General features: G+C 33.2%; 15 protein-coding genes and 1 pseudogene. All 16 read right to left on the bottom strand.

The window, feature by feature from the left end; genetic code table 11:
• On the bottom strand, positions 1-1,375 hold a 1,375-nt coding region (gene rlmD / locus JJE11_RS02580; RefSeq protein WP_291632686.1), incomplete at its 3' end, for a 23S rRNA (uracil(1939)-C(5))-methyltransferase RlmD.
• A gap of 168 nt (positions 1,376-1,543) precedes the next feature.
• Positions 1,544-1,903, bottom strand: a complete 360-nt coding sequence (locus JJE11_RS02575; protein ID WP_291632685.1) for a DUF1540 domain-containing protein — start codon at positions 1,901-1,903, stop codon at positions 1,544-1,546.
• 192 nt (positions 1,904-2,095) lie between these two features.
• Positions 2,096-3,856, bottom strand: a complete 1,761-nt coding sequence (pyk, locus tag JJE11_RS02570; protein ID WP_291632684.1) for a pyruvate kinase — start codon at positions 3,854-3,856, stop codon at positions 2,096-2,098.
• 80 nt (positions 3,857-3,936) lie between these two features.
• The gene (pfkA, locus tag JJE11_RS02565) at positions 3,937-4,896 is read right to left on the bottom strand and encodes a 6-phosphofructokinase (RefSeq protein WP_291632683.1); all 960 of its coding nucleotides are present in this window, start codon (positions 4,894-4,896) and stop codon (positions 3,937-3,939) included.
• Between the two features lie 346 nt (positions 4,897-5,242).
• Complete coding sequence (locus JJE11_RS02560; RefSeq protein WP_291632682.1) at positions 5,243-8,824, bottom strand: DNA polymerase III subunit alpha; 3,582 nt, start codon at positions 8,822-8,824, stop codon at positions 5,243-5,245.
• A 111-nt stretch (positions 8,825-8,935) separates the two neighbouring features.
• On the bottom strand, positions 8,936-9,220 hold the full coding sequence (locus JJE11_RS02555) for a Dabb family protein (RefSeq protein ID WP_291632681.1): 285 nt from the start codon (positions 9,218-9,220) through the stop codon (positions 8,936-8,938).
• Positions 9,221-9,267: 47 nt separating this feature from the next.
• Positions 9,268-10,575, bottom strand: a complete 1,308-nt coding sequence (locus JJE11_RS02550; protein ID WP_291632680.1) for a DRTGG domain-containing protein — start codon at positions 10,573-10,575, stop codon at positions 9,268-9,270.
• 8 nt (positions 10,576-10,583) lie between these two features.
• Positions 10,584-11,534 carry a DNA-binding protein WhiA gene (gene whiA, locus JJE11_RS02545; RefSeq protein ID WP_291632679.1) on the bottom strand — a complete coding sequence of 317 codons (951 nt, stop codon included), beginning with the start codon at positions 11,532-11,534 and terminating at the stop codon, positions 10,584-10,586.
• Between the two features lie 4 nt (positions 11,535-11,538).
• Positions 11,539-12,882: a YvcK family protein gene (locus JJE11_RS02540; RefSeq protein WP_291632678.1), complete on the bottom strand. Its 1,344-nt coding sequence runs from the start codon at positions 12,880-12,882 to the stop codon at positions 11,539-11,541.
• Positions 12,879-13,763, bottom strand: a complete 885-nt coding sequence (gene rapZ / locus JJE11_RS02535) for an RNase adapter RapZ (RefSeq protein WP_291632677.1) — start codon at positions 13,761-13,763, stop codon at positions 12,879-12,881. Before rapZ ends, JJE11_RS02540 begins: the two co-directional genes overlap by 4 nt.
• A 220-nt stretch (positions 13,764-13,983) precedes the next feature.
• The gene (gene murB, locus JJE11_RS02530) at positions 13,984-14,952 is read right to left on the bottom strand and encodes a UDP-N-acetylmuramate dehydrogenase (protein ID WP_291632676.1); all 969 of its coding nucleotides are present in this window, start codon (positions 14,950-14,952) and stop codon (positions 13,984-13,986) included.
• Between the two features lie 134 nt (positions 14,953-15,086).
• A complete protein-coding gene (gene uvrC / locus JJE11_RS02525) occupies positions 15,087-16,973 on the bottom strand; it encodes an excinuclease ABC subunit UvrC (RefSeq protein WP_291632675.1) in 1,887 nt (628 codons plus the stop codon).
• A 354-nt stretch (positions 16,974-17,327) separates the two neighbouring features.
• The gene (locus JJE11_RS02520; protein ID WP_291632674.1) at positions 17,328-18,758 is read right to left on the bottom strand and encodes a penicillin-binding protein 2; all 1,431 of its coding nucleotides are present in this window, start codon (positions 18,756-18,758) and stop codon (positions 17,328-17,330) included.
• Positions 18,751-19,995, bottom strand: a complete 1,245-nt coding sequence (locus JJE11_RS02515; RefSeq protein WP_291632673.1) for an FtsW/RodA/SpoVE family cell cycle protein — start codon at positions 19,993-19,995, stop codon at positions 18,751-18,753. Before JJE11_RS02515 ends, JJE11_RS02520 begins: the two co-directional genes overlap by 8 nt.
• A gap of 79 nt (positions 19,996-20,074) precedes the next feature.
• Entirely contained in the window at positions 20,075-20,503 is a 429-nt protein-coding gene (locus tag JJE11_RS02510) for an FHA domain-containing protein (protein ID WP_291632672.1), read from the bottom strand.
• 70 nt (positions 20,504-20,573) lie between these two features.
• Positions 20,574-21,212: pseudogene (locus tag JJE11_RS02505) on the bottom strand (excinuclease ABC subunit UvrA); the annotation flags it as partial.

Genomic DNA, 21,212 nt, shown 5'->3' with positions numbered 1-21,212 from the left:
TAACAACGCACTCCACATGAGCCGTCTGTGGGAACATATCCACCGGTTGAATCTCAACAGTTTTATATCCAAGTTCATCTAAAATACCTAAGTCGCGAGCTAACGTACCTGGATCACAAGAAACGTAAACTATAGTTTTAGGTTTCATACTACTTATGGCTTCTAAAAGAGTTTTATCGCAGCCTCTTCTTGGTGGGTCAACTACTACTACATCAGCACGTACTCCTTGGCTAATAAGCTCTGGAATAACTTTTTCTGCATCTCCTACAATGAATTCTGTATTATTTATCTTATTTTCTTTTGTATTTATAATCGCGTTTTCAATAGCTTCCGGTACTATTTCCACGCCATATACCTTTTTAGCCTTCTGAGATAAAAATAAGGATATAGTACCTGTACCACAATAAACATCCAGTACAACTTCTCCACCGCTTAAATTTGCATACTCTAGTGCTTTACTGTACAACTTTTCTGTTTGAATTGAATTGACTTGGAAAAAGGATAGTGGTGACACTTCAAATTTAAATTCTCCTATGTAATCAGTTATAGAATCTTTTCCCCAAAGCGATACGCAGTGAGCCCCTAATATTACATTCGTTTTTTCATTATTAATATTTTGTATTATACTAACAAGCCCTTGAATTTTTTTACTGATTAAGGCTATAAATTCTTCTTTATGTGGAAGTTCTTTACCATTAGTAACTAGTACCACCATTACTTCTCCTGTTCTAATTCCTTTTCTAATCATAATATGCCTTAAGATACCTTTGTGATTTTCCTCATTATAACTTTCAATATTAAATTCTGTTATCCATTGTCTTGTTAGCTTTACCACAAGATCCGCTACCTTATCTTGAATATGACAAATTTCCATATTTATTATGTCATGGCTTCTTGCCGCATAAAAACCAATACACACTACTCCATCTTTATTGCTCACAGGTAATTGAACCTTATTTCTATAATTATAAGGTCGCTCCATTCCTATTGTAGGGTGTATTATCACCCCTTCTAACTTTCCTATTCTATTTATAACCTGTATTACTCTGTTAGTTTTAAAATCTAATTGTCCTTTGTAGTCTATATGTTGCAAGTTACAGCCTCCACAGTTCTTATATATACTGCAAACTGGCTCTATTCTACTCAGTGATGTTTCAATTATCTCTATTAATTTACCAAATGCAAAGTTTTTAGAAACCTTAACAATTTTTATTTTTACCTTTTCACCTACAATTGCTCCAGCTACAAAAACGGTAAAGTTATCTATCTTACCTACTCCTTCACCCTCGTATCCCATATTATCTATAGTCATTATATAATCCTCATTTTTTTTAACAGGGATAACATAATTTTCAAATTTTCTCTTACTTTTCATAGTTTCTCCTCCGAACTTCTACCAATATTTCACACACAAAATCACATGAAAATAAACATCCAGCTAAAAATGCTAGTATATTTATTTTCATGTACATCAGTATTTACAACAAAAATGGTTACTGTAAAAGTAATTTTATAACCTTTAGAAAACCGTTTTAAAATTTAGTTATTCTTCAAATGTCTCGCATTCCGTTTTCTCACTAATTAAAGCATCTTTCCCATATATCATAATATTTTTTGCAGTGCATGATTTTTTTTCATTGTGTTTACAATTTTTAGATTCACATCTAATCCTTGGACTCATCTCTATAGATTCATTATTAAAAACTTGTTTAAATTCACCAACCACATTCATGTTAAGTACATTAGCAAATGAATTCCTTAATCCCTTTTCAGCGAAATTCTCACACTGTGTTTCCTCACTACTATGAGCATCTGACCCCGAAACATGGATAGTCCTCGCTGAACATATCCCCGACATATTATTAATACAACCTGTTGCAGTGCAACTTAAAGCTCCATTCATGTTTATACCTCCAATTTTTATTTTCACACACCTAATATTTAATTTACTTATAGTTTGTTTGTTATGGTTATTATTATACCATAAAAAAAAGCACCATATAGATGCTTAAAAAGAAATCAGTTGCCATGTTAATATTTGTAATTATAACCATATTTTTTTTAATTATACATGTCTTATACAATACTAATCTTTTTATTTTTTTATATTTGCCCTACCGCTATACACAATACCTCTACCTGCATCCATTGTTATAAATGAACCTGTTTTAATTATTTCCGCTGCTCCTGTTGCATTGTATATTATTGGAATTCCTTTTGTTGTACATTCACTTACAACACTTGAGCTTAATTCGTCTTCTTCTACAATAATTCCTGAAACTTTACCCAATATATCAATATATTCTCTATTTAGTCTTTTGACTACTAAAATATCTCCATCTTGCATATTGATATTAGCTTCTTTTACGGTTTTTACACAATGGGCTGTACCACAAGCTGATGCACTTATATTACCCTTACCTTGAAGTAATATATCCCCAACAATATGAACTTTCATCATATTTGTGCTACCAACAAAATTCGCTGGAATTCCAGCAGCCATAACTACTAAATCTCCCTTTTCTACATAGCCTGCTTCCAAAGCTATATTTACTGATTTTTCTATAAGTTCATCTGTAGATTCTACTTTAGCTGCACATATTGCATATACACCCCAGTTTAATGCTAAACTTCTAGCTACACTTTCATACGGAGTAACAGCTATAACAGGACATTCTGGTCTATAAGCTGAAACTTTTCTAGCTGTATTACCACTTTGAGTTGCAGTAATAATAGCTGAGGCATTTAATTCCATAGCTGTATTGCAAGTAGCTAAACTAATAGCATTTGGTACATTAGGAATATGATTTTTTCTCTTCTTCTTTAAGTTTTCTTCATAATTAAGAACATTTTCAGCAGCTTTTGCAATTTTAGACATTATTTCTACTGCCTCTAAAGGATATTTACCATTAGCAGTTTCCCCACTGAGCATTATAGCATCAGTACCATCAAATATTGCGTTTGCAACGTCTGATGACTCAGCTCTAGTTGGTCTTGGATTTCTCATCATAGAATCTAACATTTGAGTAGCTGTTATAACTGCCTTACCAGCAGCATTACATTTCCCAATAATCATTTTTTGAACTATAGGAACTTCTTCAGTAGGAATTTCAACTCCTAAATCTCCTCTTGCAACCATAATACCGTCAGAGAATCTAATAATATCATCGATATTATTAACTCCTTCTCTATTTTCGATCTTAGAGAAAATTTGTATTTCTGCTCCGCCATTTTCGTTAAGTACATGTCTTATGTCAAGTACATCTGACGCTTTTCTGATAAAAGACGCTGCAATAATATCAACTTTCTGCTCAACGCCAAATTTTAAATCTTGAACATCTCTCTCTGTAAGTGAAGGTAGATTTATTGCAACCCCAGGCACATTAACTCCTTTATGGTTACCTACCATACCAGTATTCGCAACCTTACAAATTATTTTTTTGCCTTTCACTTCTTGCACTACGAGGCCCACTAAGCCATCATCTATTAATATAGTATCATTAGGTTTAACATCTTCATGTAATTTATTATATGTTACTGAGCAAATAGTTTCATCTCCAACAACGGTCTCACCACAAACAATAGTAAATTTTGAACCTTCCTTTAATTCAACTTTGCCTGCTGCAAAATCTCCTGTTCTAATTTCTGGTCCTTTAGTATCTAGTATTATAGCAATATGTTTATTAAGTTCTAATCGTAACTGCTTTACTAAATCCATTCTTATTTTATGTTCTGCATGATCTCCATGAGAAAAATTATGCCTTGAAGCATCCATCCCCGCATCGATTAAGCTTTTTATAGTTTCGCTATTATCACTAGCTGGTCCTACTGTACAGATAATTTTAGTTTTTTTCATAAACTACTCCCCTTATTAAAAAATTTATTTTGTTGTATTTCTAATTAAATATGCTTATATTACATCTCTTAAAGAGATATTTAGTAAGAAAGAACCTTTGATATTTCATAAAGTTTCTCATCGAATACTCTTGGTATTGCTAGTGCAGTGTTGATATCTTCATCTATTATTTTTCCTTCTCTCATACCAATTACTCTTCCTGATTTACCTTCTATGAGCACTTCTACCGCTGCTACTCCCATTTTTGAAGCAAGCATTCTATCAAAGGCACTTGGACTTCCGCCCCTCTGAATATGTCCGAGTATTGTAGCTCTTGATTCGATGCCTGTTATTTCTTCAACTTGCGCAGCAAGCTCATTTGCTCCACCTACACCTTCAGCTAGTATTATTAGATTGTGCATTTTACCTCTTATTTTACCCTCAAATATAGTTTTACACAAACTATCTATTTCATACCCTTTTTCAGGAACAATTACTTGTTCTGCTCCTCCACCAATTCCCGAATATAAAGCTATATCTCCACAATTTCTCCCCATTACCTCAACTATACTAATTCTTTCATGTGAACTTGAAGTATCTCTTATTTTATTTATAGCATCAAGCACTGTATTTAATGCTGTATCAAATCCTATCGCATATTCACTATAAGATAGATCATTATCTATCGTTCCAGGTATACCAACAGTTGCAATACCCATTTCTGATAAAAGCTGTGCGCCTTTGAAAGATCCATCTCCACCAATTACTACTAATCCATCAATTCCAAACACTCTGAGCACATTAGCTGCCTTTTCTCTTCCATCTTTAGTTTTAAATTCTTCACAACGAGCAGTTCTAAGGATAGTTCCGCCTCTATGAATTATATCAGAAACAGAATGTCTATCCATTTCAAAAATTTCACCGTTCATAAGTCCACTGTATCCTCTTTGTACGCCCATAATTCTTATTCCTTTATATATAGCCATTCTAACTACAGCTCTAAGGGCCGCATTCATTCCTGGTGCATCTCCTCCACTTGTAAGTACCGCAATTGTTTTCATAAATATTCCTCCTCGTAGTTTTCTTGGGTGCAAAACAATTTTCAATTATTCTGTTTTTTGTCCCATCGGGACAACCCTTGTCCCACTATGACCATACCATATCCATATTTTCTAATAAAAACATTACTGTTAACTGCAAATAACCTTATACTCTAATTTTATACAAAATTCGCTAAACATTCAACGTTTTATATAGAAAAATAACAAATTTTTAATAAACTGGACACGATATGAGCATTGTAAACCTTACAATGAATGAAAACGGGAGAAGAACCATTTCTCCCATTATTAATAACTAAGGTTATTATAACTAAGGTTATTATAACTAAGGTTATTATAACTAAAGTTATTGTATTTTTATATTATTTTCACCAAATATACTTCTTAGAACTTCCATAGTATCTAATTCTTCACTTAGCCATAATCCTTTATCCGCAGCGTACATTTTCCTTGGTTCTTTTGTACATAGATATACAGGAGTACTCCCTCTATAAATGGCCAAATTATGTTTTAATTTTTTTAATGCGTCCTTTATCAACGCTTCATTTTCTATCAAAATATAAATTTTTTCACTATTTATCTTTAAAAGTGGTTTAATGTCTTCACATAATATCTTTGGCTGTTCCTCTTCCCTAATACTTACTCTTCCTTTTATTATTACTATTTCATCCTCTTCTATTATAGACTTATATTTTTCAAAGGTCTTAGGAAATACTATTACCTCTACGCTAGCGTATAAATCTTCTAGATTAATAAAAGCCATCATTGCATTATTCTTAGTAACTTTTTTATTAACAAAAGATATTATCCCTCCGATAATAACTTTATCACCATCTTGAAGTTTAAAGCTTTCATTCAATAAATCATTACCGTCCTCAAGACTTTCATCTACCACAATATCAGATATCCTTGTGTTAGTCTGTATTTTAAGTGTCTCTTCATATTCATCCAGAGGATGACCAGATAAATATATTCCTGTCATTTCTTTCTCCATAGCTAAAAGGTGTTTCTTTTTAAACTCTTTAATATTAGGATACTCTATTTCAAAATTATTATAATCATTTTCAAAATCTAAAAATAAATTTATTTGTCCCGAAATATTTCTCTTCCTATCATTGTTTACTCCATCTAATATTTTTTCATAAATCGCCAAAAGTTGAGATCTATGGATTTTAAAATCATCGAAGGCTCCCGCTTTTATAAGGCTTTCTACTGCTCTTTTGCTTACACAGGAAGTATCTATTTTATTGCAAAAATCCATAAAGCCTGTAAAATAGCCTTTTTCTTCTCGATTACGTACAATGCTATCTATTACATTTACTCCTACATTCTTCAGAGCTGTAAGCCCAAATCTTATAGTAACTCCTTTTACTGTAAATCCAGCAAAGCTTTCATTTATACTAGGAGGTAACACTCCAATGTTAATTTGCACTGCATACCGCGTATAAAAAGCTATTTTCTCACTACTGCCCTTTATGCTGTTCAGCATAGCAGCTATAAATTCTGTTGGATAATAACACATTAAGTATGCCGTTTGATAACCTACAACCGCATAGGCCGCCGCATGAGATTTATTAAATGCATAGGATGCAAAATCCATCATTTGATCAAATATGCGATTTGCAGCAACCTCCGTAATACCATTTCGGAGACACCCTTCAACTTCTATGCTTCCGTTTTTATCCACTATTCCATGGATGAAATTATATCGTTCCTCTTCCATAACCTTGTGCTTCTTTTTAGACATAGCACGACGAACAAGATCGGATCTTCCCATGGAATACCCAGCAAGCTTTCTAACAATTTCCATAACTTGTTCTTGGTATACCATTACCCCATAGGTAACACCAAGGATTCCCTCGAGCTCTGGAGTTTCGTATTCCACCTTATCAGTACTATTTTTGTTCCTTATGTATCGTGGAATTTCAGCCATAGGACCTGGTCTATATAAACTTATACCGGCGATAATATCTTCTAGATTATCAGGCTTTAATTCCTTCATAAAGCTTGTCATTCCTGCAGATTCAAGTTGAAATATCCCTACAGTCTTTCCTTCTCCAATCATTTTGTAGACCTTGTGGTCCTCTATGTCTAAATCATCTATATTTATGCTTACATTTCTATTCTGTTTTACAAAATCCACACAATCTCTCATAACTGTAAGTGTTCTAAGTCCCAAAAAATCCATTTTTAAAAGACCTAGTTCCTCTAGTGTCCCCATAGGAAATTGTGTTACTATCATTTCTTCATTCTTTTGAAGAGGAACATAGCTTACTAGTGGTTTTGACGCAATAACTACACCTGCTGCATGAGTGGAACTATGTCTTGGAAGTCCCTCTAATGCTTTTGCGATATCTATAAGTGCTTCAACTCGAATATCATCTTCATATAGTGAATTAAGTTCTGAATTCATCTCGAGAGCTTTATTTATTGTTATACCAATTACAGTTGGAATCATCTTAGCAATTCTATCTACCTCTGCATAAGAATAATTCATAGCTCTTCCTACGTCTCTTATACAAGCTCTAGGAGCCATAGTTCCGAAGGTTATGATTTGTGATACGTTATCAGATCCATATTTCTCTACTACATAATCAATTACGAGTTGGCGTCCCTCGTAGCAAAAATCTGAATCTATATCTGGCATTGATACCCTTTCCGGGTTCAAGAAACGTTCAAAAATCAAATTATATTTAATAGGATCTATCTTAGTTATATCCAATGCATACGCAACTATTGAGCCTGCCGCAGACCCCCTACCAGGGCCTGTTGGAATATCATGCTCTACTGCAAACTTTATAAAATCCCATACTATAAGAAAATAATCTGTATACCCCATTTGTTTTATTATGTTAAGTTCATATTCAAGTCTATCTACATACATCTTAGCATCCACATTTTGCTCAGCTATTTCATTTATATACTCAATAGAAAAATCCTTAGATATTTCATCACTAAATACATTATACCGGGTAACCATACCCTTATAGCATTTTTCCCTTAGAAATTCGTACGGATCTGTACCAGGAGGTAATGGAAACTTTGGAAGCTTCGATACATGAAATTCGTAATCAAAGTTACACTGCTCTGCAATTTTTACTGTATTACTCAATGCCTCTGGTACATAAGCAAAGGTCTTTTCCATTTCCTCAGGAGATTTTAAATAAAATTCATCTGAAGGATATCTCATTCTGTTTTCCTCATCAACAGTTTTCGCTGTTTGAATGCAGAGAAGTACATCATGAGCCTTAGAATCCTCTTTTACGATATAGTGAGTATCATTGGTACAAATTAAAGGGATTCCTGTCTCCTTTGATAATTCAACCATAAGTTCATTTACCTTAAGTTGATCCTGCATACCATGATATTGTAATTCTAAGTAAAACCCATCTTTGAATATTTCCATATATTTCAAAGCTATTTCCTTGGCTTTTTCATAATTATCACGTAAAAGAAGACTTTGAATTTCCCCACCAAGGCAAGCACTACTAGCAATTATTCCTTCACTATGCTTCGATAAGAATTCATAATCAACCCTTGGTTTATAATAAAACCCGTTAATTGACGCTGCGGAAACTATTTGCATTAAATTTTGATAACCCATTGTGTTCTTAACCAAAAGCACTAAATGATGAGTCTCATTTTCTCTATCAGCTTGTTTTATATTCATAGACTTAGCTGCTACATATATTTCGCAACCAATAATAGGCTTAATCCCCTGCTCTTTTGCTTCTTTATAAAATTCTACACAACCGTACATAACTCCATGGTCTGTTATAGCAATGCTCTTCATACCTAGTTCCTTGGTTTTAGAAAGGAGTTCCTTAATCTTCCCCGACCCATCCAGCAAGCTATATTCTGTATGCACATGAAGATGCACAAAACTTCCTAAATCTTCTTTATCCTTTATCTCTAGTTCTTGGTGCATACTTTTTCACTCCCCTTCAAACCGTGTAATTATTTAAAGATACTTAATTATCTAAAGATACTTAATTATCTAAAGATACTTAAGTAATTAACCAGCTCCTCAAGAGATGATTTAATTCTCGTAATCCACTACTTTAGAACTTTCGAGCATTGGTTTTAAGTATTTCAATACTTCATTTACATGATACTCATGTACTGCATAGGCATTCATATCCTCTAAAGAATCAAACTTAGTAATAAGCGCTAAATCAAAAGAACGATCAGTATGTAACACATCTGCTCCAACCTCAACCCCTTTAAGCTGTGGTATATTACCCTCCATACTAAGCAAAATATTTCTAGCCTCAGTCACTTCATCCTTATTCTTTAACTTGAAAAATACTATGTGTGTAAACATTAAAATCCTCCTTATAATAAAATATTATTAATATGATAAAAAACATATTACTTAGTAAATGTTTTTGCGGAAATCATAGCTTTTGCCACTGGTTCCTTATTTCTATTATACATGCTTATTTCTACCTTAGAAAAACTTCTACCTTTATCCACAACTTCTGTATATATATCTATATCACTGCCCATTTGTACGGGCTTCATAAAATATGCCATAATACTATCTACTGAAATATTAATATTGTTATTTTGTCTTAATGCCATTATTCCCATAGTTGATAAGAGCATATTAAGTGAACTCCAAGATGCAGTTCCAACAGGGTCTAACATTTGAGGAATAATTTGACCATTAAAGTGTAGCTTTTCCCCCTCATGTACGCAGCTAAAATTCATTAATATAAGGTCTTCTATAGTTTCCGCTACTTGAGGCTGTCTTAATGCAAATTCCATTGCTCTTATAACATGTTCTATAGTTAGAACTCCTATTACCTTCTTCTTCTTATCAACTACAGGACAAATTTTTATGCCATCCCAACCCATAATATGAGCAGCATAAGCTACGGTTGTTTTAGGTGTTACGCTTATAGGATTCTTATTCATAATTTTATGAATAAGCTCATTTTCGTCATTATGTCCTTGTAAATCTCTTAAAGTAACTATCCCAATAAGCTTCATATGTTCATCTAGTACCGGATATCTCTCATGATTAGTTTCTGCCATTAGTTTTCTCCATGTAGCAACAGTATCAGTACCCATAAGACATGTAATATTAGCATCCATCACATCTTCAACTAAAATAATTTCTTTCTTAACCATACTCTCATAAATAGCTTTATTTATCATACTTGCTACTGTAAAAGTATCATATGATGAAGATAATACAGGAATACCCTTTTCATTTGCCAACGCTTTTATTTTTTCGCTACAATCAAAGCCTCCTGTAATTAATACGGCGGCTTTACTTTCAAGGGCAAGGTGTTGCGCTTCTTCCCGGTTTCCAACAATAAGTAAATAACCTGGCCTTATATATTTATTTATTGTTTCAACATCCATCGCTCCTATTATAAATTTATTTAAGCTTCTATTTATACCTTCTTTTCCACCTAAAATAGTTGCATCTAGAATGTTTACAACTCCGGCATAAGTAAGTGATTCTATATTTTTTTTGTGTACCTTCGAGACTCTTACAGTTCCAACCTGAGGAACCGTATTAACAATACCCATACTTTCCGCTTCTTTTATAGCTCTATATGCTGTACCATCGCTAAGTCCTAATTCAGAACTTATGCCCCTTACTGATATTTTAGTTCCAATTTGTAGGGAAAGAATATGATTAATAATCTCTTCATGCTTTGACATTAGATATTTTACCTTCCTTCTTTCCTTAATTCTTCAGCGATCTTTTCTATTCTTCGGAGTCTATGATTAACCCCAGATTTACCTACCGGAGGCTCAAGTATTGCGCCAAGTTCCTTTAGTGATTCATCCGGATATTCAAGTCTAAGCTCTGCAATCTCCCTTAAATTTTTAGGCAATCTTTGAAAACCTACTTCCATTTGTATTAATCTAATACTTTCTACTTGTCTTACTGATGCATTTACAGTTTTACTAAGATTTGCAGTTTCGCAGTTCACAAGCCTATTTACATTGTTTCTCATTTCCTTCAGTATTCTTACATTTTCAAGAAATAGCAATGAGCTATGCGCACCAATTATATTAAGGAGATCAACAATCTGCTCACCCTCTTTAATATAAATAACAAAACTACTTTTTCTTTGTATGATTTTTGAAAATAGTCCGTAGCTATTAATAAGCGTGCACAGTTCCTCTGCATAATCGCTATCATGTGTAACAAACTCTACATGGTAGTTTTTCTCAGGATTACTAATACTCCCGCCACCTAAAAAAGCCCCTCTTATATATTTACGTCTGCATTCTTCAGCATCAATTAGCCTGCTTGGTATAGTATAATCTATCGAAAAGAAGTTCTCATCCTCTAGGACCGCCACTTGCTTTAATAAGTCTTTAACACCCATTTCTTCTGTAATTATAACCACATACACATTTTTTTTCTTAAGGGAATTACTTCTCTTAACCAATAATCTAGCATGAATCGCAAAATGTTCCTTTAATAATTTAAAAATAAGTCGCGCTATTGCAGGATTTTCAGTGGTTATTTGGAAATTCACTTGTTTATTTGAACCAAGTCCAATGGTTCCGCTAACCTTCATTATAGCAGCCAGTTCAGCCATGGCTTCTTTCTTACTCATTTCTGTAAACCTACAAATTTCATTTTTAACCTTAGACGAAAATGACATTATTCTACTCCTTACTATGTTTATTTTCATGTTCCTTGATCTTTTGCGATAAATAAAAGTATTCTACTATTTCCCTTTTATCATAAAATAACTTTTTCTCCATAATTGTTTCTACTAAAGTAGTTGCAAGTTTGTCTGCATCGTGTCTTACATACCCCTTTTGAATTTTAACAAAATCACTCTTAATTACTTCTATACCAAGCTTCGTAACTTCCTCTTCATTTATGTTAACCATTTTGGAATTATCTTCAAGGTATTTTTGTTCTAGATCACTACTTATTTCCCCTATATTTACTAAAACATAATCAATAACCTTGCACTTAGCATGTTTGTGTATAGCCCTTATATGGTCTTTCACACCATAGTTATCACTTTCACCAGGTTGAGTCATTATATTGGAGACATATATTCTTAAGGCTTTTGTTTTGTCTAATGCATCACTTATTTCCTTTACTAATAGATTGGGAATAATGCTAGTATATAGACTACCTGGTCCTAGTATTACTGCATCTGCATCTTTTATAGCGATTAATGCTTCCTTAAGTGCCTTAGCATCTTTAGGCTCTATAAAAATTTCATCAATAGCACTATTATTTTCAAGAGCACCACTTGGTATATTAGATTCTCCATCAATTATTTTCCCATTTTTAAGTTTTGCCTTTAAAATCATATTATCTAAAGTAACTGGGATAACCCTACCTGTTACAGCGAGTACTGAACTCATTTTCTGAACAGCTTCTTCGAAATTATTTGAAATTCCATCCATTGCTGCTAAAAACAAATTCCCAAAGCTTTGATCCTTTAATCTCCCATCTTTAAATCTATACTGCAATAATTCCTCCATTAGTGGCTCCGTATCTGCTAAGGCTAAAATGCAATTTCTAATATCTCCCGGTGGAAGGATACCTAAATCTTCTCTTAAAACCCCTGATCCCCCTCCATCATCTGCCACTGTAACTATTGCAGTTATATTATTGGTAAATTTCTTTAATCCTCGGAGCATAGTTGCAAGCCCTGTACCTCCTCCGATTACTACAATTTTAGGTCCTTTTATAAGTACCCTCTTTTCATATATCAAATCTCCCAATTTTTTCGAGTAAATTGACCCATCTAGCTTTCCTGTATTTATTAATATGATAAATGATTTAATAATTTGGAATATAGCTACATATATATTTAAAGCTCCAAGCCCAATGATAAGCATAGAAATCCATATATCTCTCGGAGAAAAATACTTTCCATTTATGAACTCAATAATCCCAAAAACTAAAATTGAGCCGCCTAAAATCACTAGAATAATCCATCTTTTTATATTAATTCCAGGTTTCAACCAGTCATTGGGATTCATAGCTTGCCGCCGCCCCTATTCACATCTTCATTTATATCCCTGTGATCTATATTAACATTGTACCCACTATTCTCTAGTATTTCATAGACTCTATTGGCTATAGCTACAGATCTGTGTCTTCCACCTGTGCATCCTATCGAAACTATAAGTTGTCTTTTTCCTTCTTTTTTATAATTTGGAATAAGATACTGTAACATATCTTGAAGCTTTTCTATAAATACCTTAGTCCCCTCAAAATCTAACACATAATCTCTAACCGGTTTATCATTGCCTGAATACTGTTTAAGCTCTGGAATATAATATGGGTTTGGCAAAAATCTAACATCAAATACTAAATCCGAATCCATAGGTATTCCATATTTAAATCCAAAAGAAAGCACAGTTACAATAAGCTTAGTCTCTATCTGACCTTCCTCGGCATAAATATTATTTATTTCTTCTGTAAGTTCTCTTGCAGAAAGTTTAGTAGTATTAATTATATGGTCAGCACGCTCACGTACATCCTTAAGTTTTTTTCTTTCAGCAGCAATTCCGTTTAAAACTCTTCCCTCTGGTGCTAGTGGATGTTTTCGTCTTGTCTCTTTATACCTTTTAACAAGCACTTCATCTGAAGCTTCTAGAAATAAAATTTCATACTTATATCCTTGTTCTTTAAGAAAGGTTAAACTTTCAAATAGATCATCGAAAAATTTTCCACCCCTAATATCTATAACTAAAGCGATCTTATCTATATTTCCGTTAGTTTGGTAACATGCCTCAGCAAATTTAGGAATTACTGTAGGCGGCAAATTGTCCACACAAAAAAATCCTAAATCCTCAAAGTTTCGTATAGTTTGAGTTTTCCCGGCACCTGATAACCCTGTCAGTATAACAAATCTCATCAAAAACCCTCCCCTCCATAAAATTACTAATTACTATTATTGGGAATATCTTAATATTTCTAATCAATTCAGTTTAAATGTTAATTTGCTAATTTATATTAATACAAACTCATCTTATATTATAACACATTTATCGATAATTATAGAGATGAAAACACAAAAAAAATGCACAGCTACTTAACTTGCTGTGCATTTTAAAACTTATTTGAAAGTACCTTATCTACTCTTCTTTAGAAGAGAACTCTTCTAAAGAAGATAACTCCTCGGAGGATAATTTTTCTTCTCCCAAAACCTTTACTTCTGTGTGGAGCTGTACTCCAAATTTTTCTTCCACTTCATGTTGCACAAGTTCAATCAAATCCAAAATATCCTTTGCACTGGCATTTTTTCTGTTAATAATAAAGCCAGAATGTTTTTCAGACACTTGAGCATCCCCAACACAAAAACCTTTTAACCCACAATCTTGTATAAGCTTACCCGAAAAATAACCCTCTGGTCTTTTAAATGTACTACCTGCTGATGGGTATTCTAAAGGTTGCTTATCTCTTCTTCTTTCTGCAAGATCGTCCATCCTTGCTTTTATTGCTTCCTTATCTCCTTGCTTAAGATTAAGAGTAACACTTATTACTGTATATCCATGTTTCAAAATTGCGCTACTCCTATAAGCAAGTTCCATTTCACCATTAGTTAAATTTAATAATTCGCCATTATTATCAATAGCCAACATACTTTCGAGCACCATAGACATTTCGCCATTATAAGCACCTGCATTCATAGCTGACGCGCCACCAATGCTACCTGGAATTCCGCTGGCAAACTCAATACCACTAAGTCCTGCCCCTAAAGCTGCCTTCGTAACATTGTATAAACTAGCTCCACATTCTGCGATTATTTTACTTCCTTCTACCTCAATTTTATCAAGTTTAAGTAGTTTTATAACTACCCCTCTAATTCCACCGTCTCTCACGATTAAATTAGAACCATTACCTATCAAATAAAAATCAACTTTATTTTCTTTGCAAATTTTTATTATCGTGCGAACCTCTTCAGAATTTCTCGGAGTTACCAAAATATCTGCCGGCCCGCCTACTTTGAAAGAAGTATGGTTTTTCATAGATTCGTCTACCACTATGTTTTCTTTGTCTATTACTTCATTTAATTGTTTAATTAATTGTGCATTTCGCTTCATAAATTACTCCTTGAAAATATTTATATATAGTATACTTCCACATCATAAATCATATAATTTATGTTCAGAAAGTTATAACCTCTATAGTTTACCCTTTTTCTTAAAATATTTCAACAATTTAAATTCACACTATTTTATTTTGGTCCTGTATTACGTTTTTTACTGTCATTAAAATATTCTAAAACACATTCTGCAGCCTTGCTATCCATAGATGTAGTTTCCATCAATTCCTTGGCGTTTGCATTCTTTATATTATCAATACTTCCAAATTTCTTTAATAGTTCTCTTCTTCTCTTTTCCCCTATATTAGGTATATTATCCAATATAGAATATAATGTTCTTTTATCTCTCAAAGTTCTGTGATAAGTAATAGCAAATCTATGCACCTCATCCTGTATTCTAGTAATTAAATGCATACTTTGGGAATTCTTTTTCATATAGAGCTCAATATTATTATATATTAAACCTCTAGTTTTGTGCTTATCATCCTTAACCATTCCGCATACAGGTATATCAATATTAAGACTACTTAAAACCTCCAATGCCACATTAACTTGTCCCTTTCCACCATCCATGAGAATTAATTCAGGAAATACACAAAACTTACCTTTACTTAATTCTAAATTTCTCTCTTTTATTTTTTCTACTTCATAGAGTCCACGTTTAAACCTTCTCTCTAAGATTTCGCGCATACTATCATAATCATTCGCTCCTATTACAGACTTAATTTTAAACCTTCTGTAATCACTGCTTTTAGGTTTACCATCTTCGAAAACTACCATACTACCTACAGAATCCACACCCATTATATTTGAAATATCATAGGATTCAATTCGACCAGGTATTTCGTCTAGATCCAATAAGTCCACAAGCTCCTGCAGTGCAATTTTGTGAATTTCCTTATCCTGCTTATCCTTTACTTTAAATTGCGCAAGGGTGATCTTAGCATTATTTCCTACCATCTCTAATGTCTTTTTCTTTTCTCCCTTTTGAGGAATTTTAATCATTACCTTTGAATCTTTTTTAGAGCTAAGCCACTGCTCTAGTATATCTCCCTCATTTATAAAAGGCACATATATTGTTTTGGGAATAAATGCTGTACCGCCGTAAAATCTCTTTATAAATTCTTCTATAAGCTCACTTCCTAACTGACTTGCTTCATCACTCAGTATAAAATGTTCTCGACCTATTATCTTACCATCCCTAAGGAAAAACACCTGAATGCAAACATCTTTCTCATCAACATATACATTAATAAAATCTTCATTCTCACAATTTCCTATTATAATTTTTTGCTTTTCATTTATTTTATCTATAGCCATGATTTTATCGCGAAATACCACCGCTTTTTCAAATTCTAATGCTTCAGATGCACTTTCCATCTTTAGCTTTAGATCATCCTTTATATTTTTGCCTTTTCCTGTTAGTAACTCTACAGTAGCTTTTATTATTTCACCATAATCTTCTTTGTTAATGTATCCAGCGCAAGGGGCTTTGCAGAGTCCAATATGATAGTTCAAACAAGGTCTGGCATTAGGTCCACCCTCTTTGATAACTCGCTTACATGTTCGCAGTGGATATATTTTTTTTATAAGTTCAATGGTGCTATACACCGCTGCTGAATCTGTATATGGTCCAAAATATTTCCCTCCATCATTCGCAATGTTTCTAGTTACAAAAACTCGTGGGAATTCCTCATTTATAGTTATCTTTATAAAGGGATAATGCTTATCGTCTTTGAGTAAAATATTATATCTTGGGCTATATCTTTTGATAAGATTACACTCTAAAATGAGTGCCTCCATTTCCGAATCCGTTACTATATATTCAAACTCAGCTATATTTTTCACCATAGCTCTTACTTTTTCAGAATGATTTTTCGAACTATTAAAATATTGTCTCACTCTATTTTTTAATATTTTAGCCTTACCTACATATATTACTTCTCCAAGATGATTTCTCATAAGATATACTCCAGGAACATCTGGAAGAATCTTTAGTTGATAATCAAAATCAAACACAATACAACACCTCCTTTTTAATTAAATCATCATCATCATCGGATATGTTAATCATTTTCGATGATGTTAACCATATATAGTCACAAATATACCAATATTGTTAAATTTCCTGGGCAATATATTGCAAAATAGTGTAAATACCATTTTCTCTGTATAAGCTTTAGTCTTACTCGTCATTTTTTTTCATAAATCACCAATTAACCATAGCCTGCGCAGGTAGTCACATTCTTCGAAGATGAAATATTTTTCAGTTCAAACTATAACTAGGATAATAACAAAATAAAGTCAAATACTGTAACAATATTTGACTTTATTATTCACATTTCAGGCTTTATTGTTAACTAATTTAGTGTTTTACTTTAAATAGGTTTTAATAAGTTCACTAGTTATTGTGGCGGCTTTTCCACCACCAACCCCACCTTCTTCTACAATTACCGCTATAGCGATTTGAGGATTTTCATAAGGTGCAAAACTAATAAACCAAGAATGAGCAGCCTCTTGTTTGCTAGTATCCGCTTTATGGTCTGCAGTACCTGTCTTCCCACTAACCTCGATGCCGGATACAGCTGCATTGGTTCCTGTACCATCAGTTACAACGCCTCTCATTAACTCCTTCATGATCCCAGCAGTTTCTTTAGTCATTACCTCTCCTAATTGTTTAGACTCTGTTTTTTCTAAAGATTTGCCCTTGCTACTTAATATTTCTTTAACAAGCATTGGTTCCATCATAATACCATTATTAGCAACAGCGCTTACAACTAATGCCATTTCCATAGGCGTAGCCAAAACCGCAGCCTGCCCCATAGCACTTTGCGCAATATTACCTTTTTCATTGCTCTTGTATGAGGGAAATTGACTAGGGTCTATTGTTACCCCTGTAGCATCAATATTCTTGTTAAAATAAAACTTCTCTGCTGTTTCCTTTAATGCCTTATTACCCAAATCAATACCTAATGATCCAAAATACACATTACTAGAATGCATATAAGCAGTTTTAAGATTTAACTTGCCCAAAACCTCACCATCATAATTAGTCAAAAGTTGTGCTCCATTCACCACTAGTTTTCCATTATCATCAAATTCCTTATTATAAACATTAGGGATGTTTTCTAAAGCACTTACTGCCGTAATAGTTTTAAATATAGACCCCGGTGGATATAGCCCAGATACCGCTCTATTAAGCAGTGGAACATCCTTATTAGCAATTATTTCTTTCCAATTCTTCTGTAGATTATTTGGGTCGTAAGATGGATTAGATACCATCGCTAAAATTTCTCCAGTTTTGGGATTCAATGCCACTATTGCCCCTTTACACTTCGAATCTTTTAGAAGTGTAAAGGCTTTCTTTTGAAGTTTAGAATCAAGAGTAGTTCTTAATCCATTGCCAACCTTTGCTTCCTCCTTTTTATTAAAGGAAAAAAGTTTTGAAACCACTGTATCTCCGTCGCCCATGAGTTCTTCATCATACTTTTTTTCAAGGCCAGTAAGTCCGTATACTGGATTCATGTAACCTATAGCATGGGCGAAAATTTCTCCTTGCAAATATTGTTGTTTCTGAGACGTTACACTAATCTTGGTGCTTTTTGTTAATGCCACCATATCTCTATCATAAATTGTTCCTCTTAATACCTTATTTCGCTCTGCCCAAAGCCTCTGATTATATGTACTAGCTACGACCTTTTCACTTTTAAACATAAAAAAATAAGTTATGTAGAAAATTAAAGCAATAAAAAATATTAAAAATACCAACATTACCTTTTTTATATTAATTACGAAATCATTCATAACTTTGACCATCCTCCGAAATTTTTTGAAGTATGCCTAATGCAAAGAATGTTATTATCATAGAACTTCCACCAGCACTAACAAGTGGCAGCGTTATTCCAGTTAGTGGAATAGCACCGACGACCCCACCTACTATAACCAATACTTGAGCAGCTATCATTGTACTGTAACCTACAGCCAGGAGTCTTGTAAAGTTATCCTTGCCATAGACTGGGACTCGCATGCACCTATAAAACAATAGAAAATACAAAATAAGGATAGCAAACCCAGTAAGAAGTCCCATTTCCTCACAAATAGCAGAAAAAATAAAATCTGTAGTATTTACAGGAACCATTTTAGGATATCCAAGCCCAAGGCCTGTTCCAAAAAGGCCACCTGAGGCTATAGAAATTAAAGATTGTACTACCTGCATACCTTGATCAGTAGCATATTGCCAAGGGTCACCCCAAATCATAAATCTTAAGCGCACATGTGCAAAAAGTTTATAACTTATAAAAGCACCTATGATGAAGAGTCCTAAGCATACTAATACATATTTCCAATTTGAAGTTGCAATATATAACATTGTAATTGAAATTGCAAAAAATATAAGTGCTGAGCCTAAATCCTTTTGAATTACCATAAACCCAAGAGATACCATAACTACAATTCCAGGCTCTATTAAGGCTTTAATTTTTAAAAGTTCTGCCTTTCCTTTAACATTTTCCCCATAATACTGCAGTGATGCTGCTAAATATGCTACCAAAGCTAGCTTACCAAACTCTGTTGGCTGGAAACTCATTCCGCCAATAATTATCCAGTTTTTAGCTCCATAAGTTTCAGTGCCAAATAAACTTCCCAGTGACATAAGTATAAGAGTACATATCATATAAAACCATTTGTACTTTCTAAATTTAGTTAAGCTTGGGAAAAGCACTACCACTAAAATAAATACGGCGATGCCTACTGAATACCATATAAGTTGTTTAAGCGCAACAGGAGAATCTAACCTATATAAAATCCCCATGCCTATAACCGCCAAAACATTTGAAAATAACAATATATATTTATCTCCGTCAGGAAAAAATCTATTTATAATAAAATGTGAATACGCAAAAATCAAGCATATTATTAATCCCATTATTATGGCACCTTTATCAAACCCGTCTTTGCCTATAAAAAACATATTTAAAAATAAAACTATACACAAAAGATAAGTATACCTTAGTAGTTTCCTCTCGTCATTTATGCTTTCCATACTATCACCTCATTAAGCATCACTTTCAGTGCTGTAATCATCACTTTCAGTGCTGTAATCGTCACTTTCTGTGCCGTAATCATCCTATAACCTTGAAAATTGAAGTTCCTATTTTAATTTCGTCACCTTTTTTTAAAGTTACCTTATCCGTTACCCTTTTTTTATTCATTAAGGTACCATTGGTACTTTTCAAATCCTGCAATATATAATCTGTATTTTTTAAAAATATTCTTGCATGATCCGAAGACACGTATTTATCACCCAAGATTAAAAGATTATTTGCTTTTCTCCCTATGGAAAGTTCACCGTTTAGAGGAATAACTGCACCAACTCTTAAATTAAAATTCTCTCCTCTTTCTATGACCTCAAGCCCCATAGTTTTTTTTCTTATTGGTTTCTTCTTTGCTCCACCTTTTAGATCCTTAGACATTATTTTTAAAGCAAATAGTATTATAATCCAGATAATCGCTATAATTGCATATTTCATAATTTCGCTTATTGTAGCCATAACTCACTTTCTCCTCTTTTAAAAAATAATCAAAGACTAGCATTAAATTAATATGCTAGCCTTATATAAATTATAACATTTTTTTAAGATATTGTCCTGTATAGGAATTCACATTTAAAGATATTTCTTTTGGAGTTCCAGTACACAAAATGCTACCTCCCTTATCTCCACCCTCAGGCCCTAAGTCTATAATATAGTCTGAGCACTTTATTACATCCAAATTATGCTCAATTACCACAACGGTATTCCCTGAATCTACTAGTCTTTGAAGTATCTTAATCAGTTTATTAACATCATCAATATGAAGCCCTGTAGTGGGTTCATCTAAAATGTAAAATGTCTTACCTGTACTTCTCTTAGATAACTCAGAAGCAAGTTTAATTCTTTGAGCCTCACCACCAGATAATTGTGTGGAAGGTTGCCCTAATCTAATATAACCAAGTCCAACATCCATCAATGTTTGAAATTTGCTATAAATTCTCGGAATATTTTCAAAGAACTTTACAGCTTGCTCCACAGTCATATTTAAAATATCATCTATATTTTTCCCTTTATACTTAACCTCTAAAGTCTCTCTATTATACCTTTTTCCTTTACAGACTTCACAAGGCACATACACATCAGATAAAAATTGCATTTCTATTTTAATTATTCCATCACCCTTACAAGCCTCACATCTTCCGCCCTTTACATTAAAGCTAAATCTACC

It is taken from the genome of Clostridium sp. (genome assembly GCF_016650095.1).
In the GTDB taxonomy this organism is placed as follows: domain Bacteria; phylum Bacillota; class Clostridia; order Clostridiales; family Clostridiaceae; genus Clostridium_AD.
Note: the sequence above shows the minus strand (reverse complement) of the source record. Positions and strands in the feature narration are given on the sequence as shown.

What these genes read in the sequence shown, in the direction of transcription:
- JJE11_RS02575 (WP_291632685.1), bottom strand. Translation starts at nt 1,903, where the DNA reads ATGAATGGAGCTTTAAGTTGCACTGCAACAGGTTGTATTAATAATATG.
- pyk (WP_291632684.1), bottom strand. Translation starts at nt 3,856, where the DNA reads ATGAAAAAAACTAAAATTATCTGTACAGTAGGACCAGCTAGTGATAAT.
- pfkA (WP_291632683.1), bottom strand. Translation starts at nt 4,896, where the DNA reads ATGAAAACAATTGCGGTACTTACAAGTGGAGGAGATGCACCAGGAATG.
- JJE11_RS02560 (WP_291632682.1), bottom strand. Translation starts at nt 8,824, where the DNA reads ATGCACCAAGAACTAGAGATAAAGGATAAAGAAGATTTAGGAAGTTTT.
- JJE11_RS02555 (WP_291632681.1), bottom strand. Translation starts at nt 9,220, where the DNA reads ATGTTTACACACATAGTATTTTTCAAGTTAAAGAATAAGGATGAAGTG.
- JJE11_RS02550 (WP_291632680.1), bottom strand. Translation starts at nt 10,575, where the DNA reads ATGTCAAAGCATGAAGAGATTATTAATCATATTCTTTCCCTACAAATT.
- whiA (WP_291632679.1), bottom strand. Translation starts at nt 11,534, where the DNA reads ATGTCATTTTCGTCTAAGGTTAAAAATGAAATTTGTAGGTTTACAGAA.
- JJE11_RS02540 (WP_291632678.1), bottom strand. Translation starts at nt 12,882, where the DNA reads ATGAATCCCAATGACTGGTTGAAACCTGGAATTAATATAAAAAGATGG.
- rapZ (WP_291632677.1), bottom strand. Translation starts at nt 13,763, where the DNA reads ATGAGATTTGTTATACTGACAGGGTTATCAGGTGCCGGGAAAACTCAA.
- murB (WP_291632676.1), bottom strand. Translation starts at nt 14,952, where the DNA reads ATGAAGCGAAATGCACAATTAATTAAACAATTAAATGAAGTAATAGAC.
- JJE11_RS02520 (WP_291632674.1), bottom strand. Translation starts at nt 18,758, where the DNA reads ATGAATGATTTCGTAATTAATATAAAAAAGGTAATGTTGGTATTTTTA.
- JJE11_RS02515 (WP_291632673.1), bottom strand. Translation starts at nt 19,995, where the DNA reads ATGGAAAGCATAAATGACGAGAGGAAACTACTAAGGTATACTTATCTT.
- JJE11_RS02510 (WP_291632672.1), bottom strand. Translation starts at nt 20,503, where the DNA reads ATGGCTACAATAAGCGAAATTATGAAATATGCAATTATAGCGATTATC.